Annotated in this window: 9 protein-coding genes; 6 read left to right on the top strand and 3 right to left on the bottom strand. The window is 42.8% G+C overall.

All coding sequences use genetic code 11. The features are described from left to right. The first annotated feature begins 49 nt into the window (after positions 1 to 49). From fumC to map, 3 genes are all read left to right on the top strand, one after another. Complete coding sequence (gene fumC / locus AC3E9V_RS01050) at positions 50 to 1453, top strand: class II fumarate hydratase (protein WP_488751324.1); 1404 nt, start codon at positions 50 to 52, stop codon at positions 1451 to 1453. A 170-nt stretch (positions 1454 to 1623) separates the two neighbouring features. Beyond that, entirely contained in the window at positions 1624 to 2235 is a 612-nt protein-coding gene (locus tag AC3E9V_RS01045; protein WP_488751323.1) for an SPOR domain-containing protein, read from the top strand. Between the two features lie 91 nt (positions 2236 to 2326). Further along, on the top strand, positions 2327 to 3118 hold the full coding sequence (gene map / locus AC3E9V_RS01040; protein ID WP_488751322.1) for a type I methionyl aminopeptidase: 792 nt from the start codon (positions 2327 to 2329) through the stop codon (positions 3116 to 3118). Between the two features lie 4 nt (positions 3119 to 3122). Here the strand turns inward: map and AC3E9V_RS01035 are convergent, their stop codons facing one another. Next, entirely contained in the window at positions 3123 to 3770 is a 648-nt protein-coding gene (locus AC3E9V_RS01035) for an OmpA family protein (protein WP_488751321.1), read from the bottom strand. A 526-nt stretch (positions 3771 to 4296) separates the two neighbouring features. Continuing rightward, positions 4297 to 4686 (bottom strand): VOC family protein, encoded by a 390-nt coding sequence (locus AC3E9V_RS01030; protein WP_488753687.1) that lies wholly within the window; start codon positions 4684 to 4686, stop codon positions 4297 to 4299. Positions 4687 to 4759: 73 nt separating this feature from the next. Between AC3E9V_RS01030 and AC3E9V_RS01025 the strand changes: the two genes are divergently transcribed. From AC3E9V_RS01025 to AC3E9V_RS01015, 3 genes are all read left to right on the top strand, one after another. Continuing rightward, positions 4760 to 6538 (top strand): chloride channel protein, encoded by a 1779-nt coding sequence (locus tag AC3E9V_RS01025; RefSeq protein ID WP_488751320.1) that lies wholly within the window; start codon positions 4760 to 4762, stop codon positions 6536 to 6538. 444 nt (positions 6539 to 6982) lie between these two features. Next, positions 6983 to 7453 (top strand): TlpA family protein disulfide reductase, encoded by a 471-nt coding sequence (locus AC3E9V_RS01020; protein ID WP_488751319.1) that lies wholly within the window; start codon positions 6983 to 6985, stop codon positions 7451 to 7453. 8 nt (positions 7454 to 7461) lie between these two features. Then, the gene (locus AC3E9V_RS01015; protein ID WP_488751318.1) at positions 7462 to 8091 is read left to right on the top strand and encodes a thioredoxin family protein; all 630 of its coding nucleotides are present in this window, start codon (positions 7462 to 7464) and stop codon (positions 8089 to 8091) included. Between the two features lie 177 nt (positions 8092 to 8268). On the opposite strand, the gene AC3E9V_RS01010 is transcribed toward AC3E9V_RS01015, so the two are convergent. Further along, positions 8269 to 17100, bottom strand: a complete 8832-nt coding sequence (locus AC3E9V_RS01010) for a cadherin domain-containing protein (protein ID WP_488751317.1) — start codon at positions 17098 to 17100, stop codon at positions 8269 to 8271. Positions 17101 to 17189: the final 89 nt, after the last annotated feature.

Genomic DNA, 17189 nt, shown 5'->3' with positions numbered 1-17189 from the left:
TCTGCAACGCTTATTTTTGTGATACAAAATCTGATAAAACGTTAAAAAAATGGAATTCCGTACGGAGCATGATACAATGGGTGAGGTAAAAGTACCTGCTGAAAAATATTGGGGAGCCCAGACCCAACGATCGAAAGAGAATTTTAAAATAGGCGGAGCAAACATGCAGATGCCCATGGAGGTCATTTATGCATTTGCTATTCTGAAAAAATCTGCGGCTCAGGCCAATCATAAGCTTGGTGTACTCCCGGAGGAGAAAGCCGCCCTCATCACCAAAGTATGTGACGAAATCCTGGAAGGAAAGCTGGACGATCAGTTTCCGCTGGTAGTATGGCAGACAGGATCCGGTACTCAGTCAAACATGAACTGCAATGAGGTGATCGCTAATCGTGCTCATGTACTAAACGGAGGAAAGCTGACCGACGACAAAAAAGCTATCCACCCGAACGACGATGTGAATAAAAGCCAGTCTTCCAATGACACTTTCCCCACTGCAATGCACATTGCATCTTATAAAAGTCTTATAGAGAATACCATCCCTAAGGTCAAAAAGCTGCGCGATACGTTAAAGAAAAAATCAGATGCCTTCCGGGATGTAGTAAAGATAGGGCGAACGCATTTTATGGATGCTACTCCATTGAGCCTGGGCCAGGAGTTTTCCGGGTATGTCTCGCAGCTGGACCACGGGCTAAAAGCTCTTGAAAACACATTTGCTCACCTGTCCGAGCTGGCCCTTGGAGGTACGGCTGTAGGTACCGGCCTAAACACTCCGGAAGGTTATGCGGATCTCGTTGCAAAAAAGATAGCTGAAAATTCAGGACTACCCTTTGTATCTGCAGAAAACAAATTTGAAGCATTGGCCGCGCATGATGCCATCGTAGAAACCCACGGCGCATTAAAGCAGCTGGCCGTGAGCCTTATGAAGATCGGTAATGACATCCGAATGTTGTGTTCCGGACCCAGAAGCGGAATCGGAGAGATTATCATTCCTGAAAATGAACCGGGCTCTTCGATCATGCCCGGAAAAGTAAATCCTACACAATGCGAAGCGCTTACCATGGTCTGCGCCCAGGTGATTGGAAATGATGTGGCAGTGTCATCCGGAGGTATGTTTGGCCAGTTTGAACTGAACGTTTTCAAACCAATGATGGTTTACAATTTACTCTCTTCAGCACGGCTGATAGGTGATGCATGCGAAAGCTTCAATGATAACTGTGCCATTGGTATTGAGCCAAATTATCCGGTAATCAGAGAAAAACTGGAAAATTCCCTGATGCTGGTAACAGCGCTTAACACGCACATTGGGTATGAAAATGCTGCTAAAATCGCAAAAAAAGCCCATAAAGAGGGGACTACACTGCGGGAAGCAGCTATTGAACTGGGGCTTTTGACAAGTGAACAGTTTGACGAATGGGTAAAGCCAGAAGATATGATCGGTTCACTCAAAAGTTAAAAATTTGTGTTTTTTAAAGTTATTTTAGTACTTTAGTCGAAGATATACAAAACATTAAAGATCAATAGCTTAAAGATGAAATCTCAGATTAAATGCTTAGCTTCAATTTTGTCTTTATGAGGCTGGGTTTTAACCAAAATTCCATCGTTTACCAAACAAACATTATACACATGAAAAGATTTATTACACTTTTGGCCCTGACGCTATTTGTAGCTGTAGGTTTCCAGGCCACTGCTCAAATGGATAAAAAAGAGCGAAAGGAATGGAAGAAAAGGATCAAAGCTCTTGAGCCTGAGCAATATAAAACGCTTATTGAAGAGAACAAGTCCCTGAAAAGTCAGGTGTCAAGCTTGAAAAGTGAGTTGGCAGGAGTAGATGACAAACTTGCCGATAAAGATGACCAGATCTCGCAGTATCAAAAGCAGATAACCGGTCTTCGTGATGAGCTGGCTGAAGCCAACTCTAAGCCTGCGCAGTCTTCTAAAAAATCTCAGAGCAGCGGAATTAATGAAGAAGAGGGCGTGGTTTTCAAAGTCCAGATCGGAGCCTATAAAAACAAAGATCTAGGTGAGTTAGCACAAAAAGCTCAAAACTTCACTCAGGACAAAGAAGGTGATCTAAATAAGTATTCAATAGGAGTTTTCCGGGATTACTGGGAAGCTGATACATTCAAAAAGTACCTCCGTGAAATGGGTGTGAAGGATGCCTGGATTGTTTCTTACAAAGATGGTCAGCGAGTTCCTATTGAAGAGGTCCTCTCCGGAATCACTAAGAAATCATAATAGTTTGCGTTTATAGATTTTTGAATAGACCCCGGCATTCTCGCCGGGGTTTTTTTATTTGTGTTAATTTTGCGGTCTTAGCAGAGAGCCCATGATTCACTACAAGTCTAAAGAAGAGATAGAAATAATGCGGGAGAGCGCCCTGATAGTTTCCAGAACTTTAGGGGTAATGGCCGAGCACATTAAGCCTGGTGTTACACCTCTGGAGCTGGATAAGATCGCCGAAGAATATATCCGGGATCAGGGTGCCGAGCCGGGTTTTCTGGGTCTATACGACTATCCCAATACAATAATCACCTCAGTTAATGAGCAGGTAGTCCATGGCATTCCCACTAATCGCCCACTAGTGGAGGGAGATATCGTAGGTGTGGATATAGGTGCTTTGAAAAATGGCTTTTACGGAGATCATGCCTACACATTTGCAGTTGGTGAAATCAGCCCTGAGGTAAAGCAGCTACTAAAAATTACCAAAGAGAGTCTTTACCTGGGGATCGAGCAGATGGTGACAGGTAATCGGATTGGCGACATCAGCTATGCCATTCAGACTTATACCGAGAGCTTTGGCTATGGAGTAGTCCGGGAACTCGTGGGGCATGGCCTTGGGAAAAAGATGCATGAATCTCCGGAAGTACCAAACTTTGGAAAAAGAGGCCGTGGACCTAAACTCAAAGAAGGACTGGTTCTGGCTGTAGAACCAATGATAAACCTTGGCACCCGCCGCGTTATCCAACTCTCAGACGGGTGGACCATAGTGACTGCAGATCGGAAACCCTCTGCTCACTTTGAGCACGATGTAGCTATTGTGAACGGGAAGCCTGAGATCCTTTCTACCTATAAGTATATTGAAGAAGCACTGGAGAAGGTAAACGGACTGCTGGTCTGATTGATTACTTGTACTTGTCCAGCTTATCTTTTTCTGCCAGCTTAATCATCTTTTTGCTCGGGACCAGGCTTATTTCAATCCTTCTGTTTTTAGCCCTTCCGGCCGCAGTAAGATTCTTCTCAACAGGCGCAAATTCACCATAACCTTTAGCTTCCAGACGATCATCGTCTATCCCCTTGATTATAAAATAATTCAAAACTGAGATAGCCCGTTCCTCAGAAAGCTTTTGGTTATAGGTTCCTGCTCCCATGGAATCAGTATGTCCGGCAATGGTGACATCTGTATATTCATAGTTGAGTATTAAAGGGCTTATGACATCCAGGGTCCCCGCGTACTTCAGATCAGCCTTACTGGAAACAAACAGATTATCGGAGCTCAGTGTGAGTAGTACTTTCTGGCCCTCTCTCGAGACTATGCATTCTGGCAAGGCCATATTCAGCTCTGAGGCTATCTTATCCATCTCTCTAATGATCCGTTCCTTGGCTCTGTTACCTGATGCATCTGCCAGTGGTGTATAGCCTCTGTAATCAGTAGAAGCTATTACATTTCCCTGATCAAAGACATTAGCAGTTTTACAGCTGAATGTTAAAATCAAAAAAGTAAGCAGAAAATTAAAGATAGCGGAGCTGTTTTTAAGCGAATTTATTCTCATATTGACTCTAGTGTTTCTAATAAGACTGCAAATTAAGCGTGATGGTTGGAACAAAACCAAAAAAAAGTGGTAAATCAGTTATTTTTTTTATTAAAGTCATCTATTTATTGAAAATAAAACATAACAATCCTGCTTTGTCATGCTGCGATTAAGCAGATAAGAGCATATTGATTTGACAAATTTCCTATAATCCCATCGCCTCCCTTTTGGGAAAAGAAAAGGGGGAATATTTGTTCAAACCATACTCCAAGATGATTATTCAATATAACTCAATAGAGTAGAATTAATTCAACCTCAGTTTGATATAATATTTTAACGTCATCGGTAACGTTTTATTGTTAAGGGCTGAAGGGGAAAAGGCGTAAAGTCTTTCATAATAACCGAATTGGCTCTTTGCCCTGAAAGTGTTTGATTATAACTATTAAGCTTATGATTATTACCTGCAATTGTTGTCGTGTCATTTTTATGACCCTTTTTTTGATTAAAGATGATTTTCAGATCTGTAACAAAATTCTCAATTCTGAAATTATTCCCAGATCCCCACAGGCACAACCTCCAGCACATGGCCATCAGGATCTTCGAAGTAAAAAGATTTTAAATCGTCTTTCCATTCTTGCTCATGTGTAATGGAAATACCGGCTTTGGTCAACTTCTCCAGTGTATCTTTATATTGATCCGGTTTTACCTCAAAGGCAATGTGTTGCTTCCCTTTAGCAAAGTGTGGCGGTAGCGTCTTTTCATTTTTTGTCATCTCCGGGATAAAGCACAGCAAGACCGAGGTTCCGGCTCTGAAAAAAATATGCCGACCATTTACTTTTGATAGCACAGGCAGTCCTAATATCCCATGATAAAATGACTCTGTCTTATCAAGACCCTGTACATAAAGACAGGTCTCTTTGATTTGGGTAAATTCGATCATGCTATTTTTAAGTTAATTAAGTTAATCTGAAACATAAAATTTTACCTTTGTCGCTTGCTGATCATTTAAGATGAAGTTTTCGCGAGTATTAATGCGGTTTTTAGTCTGGCGACTAAAACACATCAGCGACAACAATTTCCTGCTGATCGTTGCCAGTATCATCGGGCTCATAGCCGGACTGGCAGCGGTGATACTAAAGAGTACGGTCCACTTCATTCAGAACCTTCTGGAACGCAACATGGATATCACAGGTTTTAACTACCTCTACCTGGGGTACCCTTTGATCGGCATTTTACTTACGGTTTTGATAGCCAACTATCTGCTGAAAGAGCGGCTTGGACACGGTATTACTCAGATCCTATATGCTATTTCTAAAAACAGTTCGATCCTGCGCCGTACGCAGATGTATTCACGTATGCTCACCTCAGCAGTCACCGTTGGTTTTGGAGGGTCAGTGGGACTGGAGGCCCCAATAGTAGTAACAGGGTCAGCGATCGGGTCCAATGTAGGCAGACTCGTCCATCTCGACTATAAGAAACGAACATTGCTGATAGGCTGTGGTGCTGCAGGAGCTATTTCTGCTATATTCAACTCTCCCATCACAGGAGTGATTTTCGCTATAGAGGTCATCATGACGGAGGTAAAGATCAGTAAGTTTATTCCTATCTTGATCGCCTCGGTAAGCGGACAGCTAGTAAGTATTATTCTTCTGGGAGAGGACATCCTTTTCTCTTTCCGGCTGACCGAAGGCTTCACAACCGCAGATACTCCTTATTATATTATGCTGGGTATTACCTGCGGACTGGCATCTTTATACTTCACACGAGTACTGTACCGGGTAGAAGGCTCCATTAAGAATATCAACAATCAATTTAACCGGGCTATCATAGGTGGATTGGGGCTTGCCCTTATCATTTTCACTTTCCCTCCTATATATGGTGAGGGCTACGAGTCGATAAAAGCACTTCTCAACGGTCGTCACGTCGACATCTTTGACCGAAGCCTTTTCTACTCACTCTCCGGTAATGAAGGTGTATTAATCCTGTTTTTACTTCTCATTTTATTGATCAAACCAGTCGCTACTGCCCTTACTATTGGTTCCGGAGGTAGTGGTGGTGTCTTTGCTCCTTCCTTATTTATGGGTGGGGTTACAGGCTTTCTCTTTACCAGAGTAGTCTCTCTGGTTTTTCCAAACGGTCAGATAAGTGCCAGCAATTTCACACTGGTGGGTATGTGCGGCTTAATGAGCGGTGTGCTCCATGCTCCTCTTACAGCTATATTCCTGATAGCTGAAATTACCAGTGGATATGAGTTATTTGTGCCATTGATGCTGGTATCTGCAATCAGCTTCTCTACTATTTCGTATTTTGAAAAATACAGCATCTACACGAAAAATCTCATTGAAAAAGGAGACCTGATCCAGTATGACAGAGACCGGATCGTCCTGAGCCTTATTGATCTGAAAAAAATTGTGGAGAAGGACCTCCTGACGATACACCCGGATGCACCACTCAGTGAGTTGGTAGATCTGGTTAAGCAGAGTAAAAGAAACATCTTTCCAGTAGTCAATGACAATCAGGAACTGGAGGGCATAGTAACACTGGATGACATTCGCGAGATCATGTTTGACCCTGAATATCGGGATAAAGTGATCATTAAAACCATCATGCAAAAGCCCCCGGCCTTTGTCACCCCTCAGGAAAAAATGCAATCGGTGATGAATAAATTTGAATTAACACAAGCGTGGAATCTTCCTGTTATAGATAATGGAAAATACGTGGGGTTCATTTCCAAATCCAGAATTTTCAATGCCTACCGTAAGAAATTAATCAGGCAAACAAAGGAATAAAACAGTCAATATGCTGATTTATAACCATTTACAAAATTGACTGCTTTTCGTCCGTTTATTTTTTTAATTCACATTATCCACAAAGATTACCTTTAGGTGATTAGTTTTAACGTTCTGTAAAACAGTTAGTTATAGGAAAAAATGTGGATAATGTGGATAAATGGTCAAAAATGTGAATAAAAAATTGATTTATCATTTTGATCTAAAAAAGACAAATCGTATTATCCGTGTTCTTTTTTTGTATCCCTCTGGGATCAGAATTTGAGATATATGTACGGCAGACACTTATTCAAAGCAAATCCATTCTTCAAATATTCTCAAAAAATTAAGATTGAGGAACTTGCAGACATCAATAATTTCAGAAAGATATAAGAATAGTGCAATTTTTATAATCCCTCCAATAAGTCTCTAAAACAAAAACACGCTAAAAAACGTAAACCCTTGATGATGAAAAAGTTGCTGATGATCATTTTGGTATCGATAGCCTTTAGTGGGGTATCACAGGATATCAAGCTGGTAAAACTGGAAGAGCTTAATAACATCATAAACACGGAGGGTGACCGGCTTAAAGTCATTAATTTCTGGGCATCCTGGTGTGGACCCTGCATCAGGGAAATGCCGTACTTTGATGCACTAGGTCAGAAAGGTGATGTGGATCTTTACTTTGTCAGCCTGGATTTTACATCGCAGGTTGAAAAGGCCAAAATGATGCTTGCAAAAAAAGGCATCAAATCAAAAGCATTACTGCTGGATGAAAAGGATGCAGACAAATATATATCCAGCATTAGCCCTGACTGGAGTGGTGCAATTCCAGCTACATTATTCGTGCAACGCTCCGGCGAAAAGACATTTTACGAAAAGGCACTCGAAAAGGACGAACTGGAAAGTATTGTTAAAAATTTATCATCAAAATGAACGAATCGATGAAAAGAACATTTCTACTATTTGCAGGATTGCTGGTGGTCGTAGCAGTATTGTTTGTGAATGCTACCGAAACTCCTGAAAAAGGATACGAAGTAGGAGACTATGCCACTGATTTTAAGCTAAAAAATGTTGACGGCAAAATGGTCTCCATGGCTGATTACAATAAAGCCAAAGGATTTATTGTGATTTTCACCTGCAATACGTGTCCTTACGCCAAGCTTTACGAGCAGCGTATCATAGACCTTGACAAAAAGTACCGCAGTAAGGGTTTTCCGGTGATCGCCATCAATCCTAATGATGTGGATAAGCAGCCAGGAGACTCTATGGATGAGATGATCAAACGCTCTAAAGAGAAAAATTACCCATTCCCATATCTCAGGGATGATTCTCAGGAAATTACAGCTGCCTATGGGGCAACAAAGACTCCTCATGTTTTCGTGCTTAACAAAGAAGCCAATGATAAATACCGGGTAGAGTATATAGGTGCTATCGATGATAGCCCCTCAGAGGTATCAGACGTGAATGAAACTTATGTTGAAGATGCCGTAGATGCCTTACTGGCTGGTGAGAAACCAAAGGTTACTGGTAAAAGAGCCATTGGATGCACCATTAAGTGGAAGGATGCGTAATAAGCTTGATTAAACATTAAAATTGATGGATGCTCTTTTCGGGACATCCATTTTTTTACCAACCGATATAAGTAAGTAGTTATCCGAACGGGTTTTACATATTTTTATTTTAAAAAAACCGGCCCCCTGGGGACCGGTTTTACAGGCCAATCTGCCATGAATGACCTCTGCCTTAGTTTATCGCTTGATCAGCCTTAAATGCTCCCCATTTGATAATTCAATGATATAAATACCGCTTCTAAGCTGGCTGATTATTGTCGTGGTGTTAGTCCGGCTCTGAAATTGCAATCTCCCGTGCTGATCATAAATGCTGATCAACTCATCATCAGGTGATTGTACTTCAAAACTTTTTGTAGCCGGATTCGGATACACTGATATGGTGAATTGTCGGGCCACCTCAAGGGGAGTTGGCTCTACTGTGAATGTAAACTCATCTGAAACTGACCCTCCGTTTCCATCATTCGCAGTGACAGTTATAGTGCTCTCACCTGATCCCACTTCATTGATCAGGATCTGGTCATCGGTAATCAACTCAACAGTAACCACACTCTCATCGCTACTGGTCACCGTGATCGCTAAAGCGTCACCATCAGGATCAGAAAAGACTTCTACATAACTAATTTGTGAAAATTCGAACCCTTCTTCTCGAGACTGATCAGCTAAAGCATTTGCCACTACTGGTGCGTTGTTCGGAACTTCTGTGACTGTGAAGATGAATTCATCAGCTACTGAACCTCCATTACCGTCACTGGCAGTGACTGTGATTGTGGATGATCCAGGTCCTACTTCTGTAATGGTAAGGAGGGAGTTGGTCTCACTAACGGTTACAACAGATTCATTGCTGCTCTCAACACTAAGGATCAGCTCATCTCCATCTTCATCAGAGAAGGTGCTACTAAGATCCACATCACTGCTGCCAAAGCCTTCGTCAAACGAAAGGTCCGCTATTGGGCTGGCCACTACGGGTGCGTCATTCACATTATTGACCGTCACCACAAAATCGTCAGCTACGGTTTCCCCGTTTCCATCATTGGCTGTAACCGTAATGGTAGCTGTACCCAAACCCGCTTCGGTGATGGTGAGGGTGGTTCCTGAAACAGCCACAGTTGCTACGGCTTCATCACTGCTTGAGGCAGTCAATGTCAATGCATCCCCATCTGCATCCGAGAAAGTGCTGCTGAGATCCACGTCACTGCTACCAAAGCCTTCGTCAAGCGAGAGATCTGCTATTGGGCTGGCCACTACGGGTGCGTCATTCACATTATTGACCGTCACCACAAAATCGTCAGCTACGGTTTCCCCGTTTCCATCATTGGCTGTAACCGTGATGGTTGCTGTACCCAGCCCTGCTTCGGTGATAGTGAGGGTGCTTCCTGAAACAGCCACAGTAGCTACGGTTTCATCACTACTTGAGACGGACAATGTCAAGGCATCGCCATCTGCGTCACTAAAGATGGAACTCAGATCGACATTACCGTTGCTGAAACCTTCATCAAAGGTTTGGTCAGGGATTGTATTGACCACAATCGGCGCATCATTAACATTATTGACCGTCACAATGAATTCATCTGAAATAGTGACTCCTGATCCATCGTCTGCTGTCACTGTGATAGTAGAGCTCCCAAAGGCCGCTGCTTCAGCGATAGTCAAAGTTCCAGCAGTCTCACTCACGGTAACTATACTTGTATTAGAGCTCGATACTTCATATGTTAATGCATCTCCGTCCTGATCTTCAAATACAGTGCTCAGACTGATATTCAAAGAAGTGAATCCTTCGTCCAAGTCTCTATCAGCAATAGGATTAGTGACTACAATACTTTCATTTTCATTAAGGATGGTGATCGTAAAGGACTCCTGATAGGTGCCGCCATTTCCGTCATTTGTTTCAATCCTCACCGAATAGCTTGATTGTGTTTCAAAGTTAAATACTTCACCAGCCCTGAGTTCATCCCCCACAATATCAAAAGAAGCGTTATCGGAATCACCAGCTCCTGCTACTAATGAGTAAGTGAAGGTTTCACCTGCATCTTCGTCCGTAGTGGATAAGCTGCCTATCACGTCACCGATCGAATTGTTTTCTTCGATGGTGTTTCCTGCTAATGTGATATTTGTAGGTGCTTCGGAAACATCATTCACTGAAATTGTGAAAGATTTTTCATCTGTATTTCCAGTTCCATCATTTACAAGAACTCGTACACTGTAAGAGTTTTTAACTTCAAAGTTGAAACCGGTCCCTGACAACAACTGGTTTCCTGAAATAGTAAAAGATGCATTGTCTTCGTCTCCGACACCAGCCACCAGACTGTACGTAAAGCTCCCGGAAAGATCTTCACCTGAAGTGGTAAATGAACCCACTGCTGAACCGGACAACTCATTTTCGTTAATTGATGCATTGCTCAGCGTGAATGATGTGATTTGAGCCGGTAGATCTGTAATAGAAATCACAAATGACTTTTCGAAAGCGCCTCCATTGCCATCTTCAGATCGAACTCTTAATGAATAGGAGCTCTTTGTTTCAAAGTCAAATACCTCAGCACTTACTATATCGCTTCCCGAAATCGTGAACGAATTGTTATCTGTGTCACCAGTTCCTGCCACGAGTGTATAAGTATGTGATTGCCCCGCATCTTCGTCATCCGACGACAATGACCCTACAATGGTTCCTGAAGGGTTACTCTCTTCTATCGATGTATTTGATAAAAGAATATCTGTTGGATTTTCATTCAAATCATTAACCTGAACAGTAAATGATTGTTCAAGTACTCCACCGTTTCCGTCATTCGTTTGCACTCTGATTGAGTAACTGCTTTGTGATTCATAGTCAAAAGAAACAATAGCCTGTAGATCATCACCTGAAATATTAAATGACCCGTTATCAGAATCTCCCACACCGCTTACGAGTGAGTAGGTGAAGGAGTCTCCAGCATCTTGATCGATCGTAGAAAGGGTACCAATGGAAGAGTTAATTGAATTATTTTCATCAAGTGTCTGATTACTAATATTAAGCGCAGACGGCACATCATTATCATCTATGATCGTTATAGTAAATACTTCTTCATAAACACCACCGCTCCCGTCATTGGTTTGGACTCTGATTGAATATGATGATTGATCTTCAAAATCAAAGATTTGACTGGCTAATAACTGTCCACTGGCGATCGAAAAAGCTGAGTTATCCGTATCACCTGTACCTGATACCAATGAGTAGATATGTGAATCTCCGGTATCCTCATCGGTAGATGTAAATGTTCCGATCAATTCATTATCAGCATTATTTTCAGTGATAGTAGCCGAGCTCAGCTGGATATCGGTTGGAACTTCATTTACATCATTTATATCGATTAAAATCACTTCCTCAACCGTGGAACCTTCTCCATCATCTGCCATTACTCGGATCGAGTATTGATTATCAGATTCAAAGTCAAAAGAAGTACCGGTCAATAATTGATTTGTTGAAATGCTAAATGAGGTATTGTCAGTATCTCCCGCTCCACTTACAAGTGAGTATGTAAAGCTGACGCCTTCTATTTCATCACCCAGCGCAAATAGATTTCCTACCAGCGAACCTGAAGACAGGTTTTCATTTATGCTATTGCTGGTAATACCTACACCTGTTAAACCAGGAGGCTGGTCGTTGATTGAGATCGTGAATGTTTTTTCAAAAAGCCCACCATTCCCATCGTTGGTTTGAATTCGAACGGAATAGCTCGTTTTGGTTTCAAAATCGAAGACTTCACCACTTTTCAACTGGTTTCCGTCAATGGTAAAGGAAGCATTATCGACATCTCCTGATCCACTTACCAGGGAATACGTATAGGTTTCGCCACTGTCTTCGTCCACTGTACTCAGGTTTCCAACTGTTGTCCCTGAAGGTGATGACTCATCTATATCACTGGATGATAGAAGTATATCAGTTGGTACTTCTTGTTGGTTGTTTATTGTGATTGTGAAGACCTTTTCAAATACTCCAGAGTTTCCATCATTAGTCTGTACACGAATGGAATATATGTTTTGTGTTTCAAAATCAAACTCCTCAGAAGCTCTAAGCTGATCCCCATTAATGTTGAATGACGCATTATCGGTATCACCACTTCCACTTATCAGTGAATAGGCAAATGTTTCTCCTATGTCATCGTCTTCTGAAGAGAATGTTCCGATCACATCGTTTATTTCATTGTTTTCTTGGATTGAACTGGCGCTGATGCTTAGATCGGTTGGTTGCTCGGAAAGATCATTTATTGTAACTACAAATGCTTCCGAATAGGTTCCGCCATTTCCGTCATCGGTTTGCACCCGGATGTTGTAGGTACTTTTTGTTTCAAAATCAAACTCCTCTGCAGCTTGTAGTTCATCCCCAACCATATTAAAGGATCCGTTATCCGTATCTCCTTCCCCGGCCACTAGCAAGTAGGTGTGCGTTTCCCCGGCATCCTGATCGGTGGTTAAGAAGGTGGTAATTAGATCATTCACGCTATTGTTTTCATCTATCTCAAGGAAGAATCCGGCAAACGTAATATCCGTTGGAGCTTCGGAAACGTCATTGATGGTAATGGTAAATGCTTCAGCATATATTCCTCCGTTCCCGTCATCGGTTTGAATACGGACTGAATAGCTTTCTTTGACCTCAAAATTGAATACCACCGAAGCTCTCAACTCATTTCCGTTGATATTGAAGGAAGCATTATCCGCATCTCCCGTTCCGGAAACCAAGGAGTACGTATGAGTTTCCCCGGCATCCACGTCGGCGGTGGAAAGGGTACTGATCACATCATTGATGGCATTATTTTCATCAGTGGAAGTGACATCCAAGTCCATGTCCGTGGGAGCTTCTGCTACATTCGTCAGGTTGATGGTGATAGTGGCAGAAGAAGACAATCCCCCGTCCGATACCTGAACAATTAGTTCGAAAGACGGATTGGTTTCGAAATCCAGTTGATTTACATCGGCTACTGTTATTTCACCTGATGACGAATTGATAACAAACCCACCTAAGTCGTTTCCTGAAGTGATTGAAAAAGTGATATCATCACCATCGTTATCGGATGCAGCTACTATTCCGATAGAGGTGGAATTTGCACTGTTTTCAGCTACTGAAAAATCCTGATCTGAAATAGTCGGTGCTTCGATGAAATCTATGCCAATACCACTGCTGGCTGCTATGGCATTGGTCACATTGGAGGCATCACCGAGATTAAATGCGGAGTTGGCAAAAGTGAATTCCAGCCCGGCAATATCATCTGTATTTACATGGCTTGAGGCATTTCCGGTAATGTTAAGGGTAGCTGATAAAGCATCTCCTGCCACAGTTAATGTTGGGGTTAAACCATTTGGCAGGTTATTGATGGTGTAGTCAACTCCGTTAGTAAGTGTTCCGCCAGCATTGGTAAATAGATCGTCAAATAGCCGAATGACAAGTGAACCCTCGATTTCACCAAAATTGTCAGCTGTTTCGGTGAACCCTCCGGAATTCAGGCTGTATTGATTGATGTCTTTACCTGAAGTTCCCACGATGTACATTTTGTCGCCTGAGTTATTGAAAGCAATACCCGATGGGCCAGTTTCTTGAGCGGAAATACTGAAGGGTTCTCCAAGAACCGTAACACCGCTGGTAACATCATAAGCTGTCGAGAGGCTATAAATATTTACTTCGTCTCCAGATGAACCAACGATTGCCAATTGGGTACCGTCAATGTTGAACGCCATCCCGCTTGGCCCGGTATCTTCTGAAGCTACCGAAAGTTCACCTTCATGTGAGACACCAGAGCCAATATCGTAAGGAGTAGTTAAGTTAAATTGCTGAACGGCATCACTACTTGCACCTACAACAAACATTTTGGTCCCATCGTCATTGAATTTCACATCATACGGAATCGTTTCATAAGTCGAGACATCTAAAGAGGAGCCGGAATAGCTTATTCCGGCGGTTACGTCCCATGCCGATGTGAGGCTGTATTGATAGACTGCATCGTTGGTAGAGCCGGTCAGGAAAACTTTGCTGCCATCTGAGCTGAATGCTATGCCGGTTGGTGTCTCATCCTGTGTGGTTGTACTTGATGATGTGCCGTCCAACGTTACACTAGAAGTAATATCAAATGGAGTGGTTAGGCTGTATTGATTAATATCATCACCTTCTGTACCTATAACGTAAACTTTCGTTCCATCAGGGTTAAAGGCAAGGCCACCTGGGTAGAGTTCATCCCCAGATACACTGAATGGGCTACCATCGAAAGAGGCATTTGACGGATCAAATAGGTAACCATATACAAGTTTTGGATAGTTTTCCACGAAATCTATGCCCAACCCGCTATCGGTGCTGACTGAATTCAAAACCGTCGAGGAAGTAGTAAAAGCTGCCTCTTCGAATGTGAAGATCAAACCGGAAATATCGTTGCTACCCTGATGTTCTGATGCTTTTCCTGAAATACTTAACTCAGCTGAGGACCCGTCTGCCGAAACAGTCAATGTCGGGACCAATCCAGATGGAAGATTGTCAATGGAATAGTGTGTTGTTTCGGCCAAAGTAGAACCAGCATTAACAAATGTATTTCCAGTCGCTTCAATTGTGAGAGTACCCTCAACCGTTCCATCATTGGCTTCTGTTTCTACAAATCCTCCTTCGTTTATATCGAATTGTGCGACCACATCATTGGTCCAATCGGTGATTGTTATTGTTTTTCCATCCGGATGAAATCTTGATCCGGTTGTATTTGGACCAGTGGCTAGTGAATAGCCATCAGCCGTGACGCCACTCGAAATGTCGAACGGCGTAGTAAGGCTAAATTGGTGAAGATCAACAAACATTTTTGTGCCATCCGCACTGAAATCCAACCTTGAGGGGTTGAACGCCTGGCTGGTGGGGTCATAGGAAGCCTCCAGCGAACCACCATCGGTAATGTCAAATGCGGTATTAAGGCTGTATTGCCTAACCTGATCGCTGTTGAAACCAACGATGAACATTTTTGTACCATCTGAGCTGAATCGAATGTCTGAAACGTTTGTCTCTTCCGCAGATACGCTGAAGGAACCGTCCAGGCTCACTCCACTGGAAATATCATAAGCGTTTGTAAGGCTGTATTGTCGAACTTCATCTGCACCATCCACAACAAAATACATTTTTAGCCCATCAGAGCTGAAGGCCATACCATTGCCACCTGCAGCATAGGAAGTACCTGTATAGCTTATGCCTGAGCTGATGTCGTAAGGTGTGGTGAGGCTATATTGATAAACGCTGTTCTCCAGGACAAAAAGTTTTGTGCCGTCATCATTATATGCAAGATCCTGCGGGGCAATTGTTTGGCCACTAATGTCAAATTCAGCTGTTCTACCTGTAGCCCCGTTTGACAGATCGAAAGATAGACCATAGGTTAAGTAGGGATCATCCACGGTAATGGTGATGGAAGTACAAGCTCCGCTTGAGAGACAAGAATATCCCTCCCCACGCACATAGTAAGTGGTAGTGGTTTCAGGGAAAACATTAATTGAAGTACCTGAACCCACAGAAGTGCCTGCACAACTTCCCGAATACCATTCCCAGTCTGTAGCACTGTTAAGGTTTCCTGACTGGATAGAGATGGTGGCGGATTCTCCCGGAAAAATGCTTGAAGCCGTAGCAGATAGTGTGGGATCATCGGCTAAAGATTCGATGGAATATTTTGCAACAAAAGCCTTGTCCCCGCTTAGTCCATTGATATTGTGCGTTCCTCCACACAGGTCGAAGTTGGTCGTGCTTGTAAAGGCACCATGCAGATAGAAGTCAGATCCATCGACTTCCACGTTGTAGTTTTTCATTGCAAAAGTAGGAGAGATGGAAAACAGCTCGAGTCCATCGATATCGTAGATTTCAACGATCCCATATAGGCTATAGAATCCAGCATGATATACATTATCATTTGCATCTACATCAATACCAAATAAGCCTGAGCTTGTGATGTCAACCTGCTTATACCAGAAAACCTTGTCATTCAAAATGTCAAAATGGTGAACCAACTGATCCACATTCGAACTGCCCGCTGTGGCACTCTTGGTGCCGGCATAAGGATCGATATCAATAGTACCATCGAAGTAGCTTGTGGTCACTACAGATCCGGTACTGGTAAACGCAAAATCTTGGAGACCATCATTTGAAGTTCCTCCCCAGGTGATCACTTGCTGATAGCCGCCAGCATCATCAAGCTGAAGCAGGAATGCATCAAGGAGGCCATTGGATGTTTTGTTAGCGACTGAACCTGATGGATCAAAATCTACTGTACTGGAGAATATTCCACCGATAAAGATATCTCCTGAACTTTCGAGAGCGATAGCGGTAGCTTCATCTCTTCCTGTTCCTCCAATATCAACACCCCATTGAAATACCCCTGAGGAATTTAACTCAACGACAAAGATATCTTGTGCACCATTTCCGCCCAGAGTGGTCGTTCCCGCACCATTGTCAAAGTCTCCTCCGTATGTGTCCCCCGTCACAAAGACACTACCTGCCCCATCAATTGCAAGTCCCTGGCCCTCGTCAGAGGAAATTCCTCCGCCCTGATAAACCCATTGGAAGGTTCCGGACGAGTTGAGTTTCAACACATAAACATCCGTAGAACCAGCAGAAGTTAGGTTACTTGTTCCGACTCCCGGGTTAAAGTCAATGTTGGATTCCTGAAACCACCCGGTCACATAGACGTTCCCACTGGCATCCAATTCCATATCTCCGACTCCATCGTTGGATGACCCACCAATGCTGTGGACCCAAAGAAGATTACCGGAGGCATCTAACTTACAAATGAAGATATCAAATGAACCGGCTGAGGTAAGGTTGGTGGTTCCGGTTCCAGGATCGAAATCGACCGTTCCTGAGAAACCTCCGGCTAAATAGACATTTCCGGAGGCATCAATTTTGGCATCGCTATTGATAGCGAAACCACTGGTGTTACCGTTGACCCATTGAAGGTCTTGTGCCTTCCCCATCCCCATCATACTGAGCATAAAGGCAAGTAGTAAAATTTTGTCAACTAAGATTTTTTTCATGGCATATTGCGATTTTTGTTTCGAAACAAAATCACAGAAATACCATGGTTTTTTACCTGACCCCTTGGGCTAGTTTCACCCTACCCAGG

It is taken from the genome of Marinoscillum sp. HNIBRBA16962 (assembly GCF_057801515.1).
Note: the sequence above shows the minus strand (reverse complement) of the source record. Positions and strands in the feature narration are given on the sequence as shown.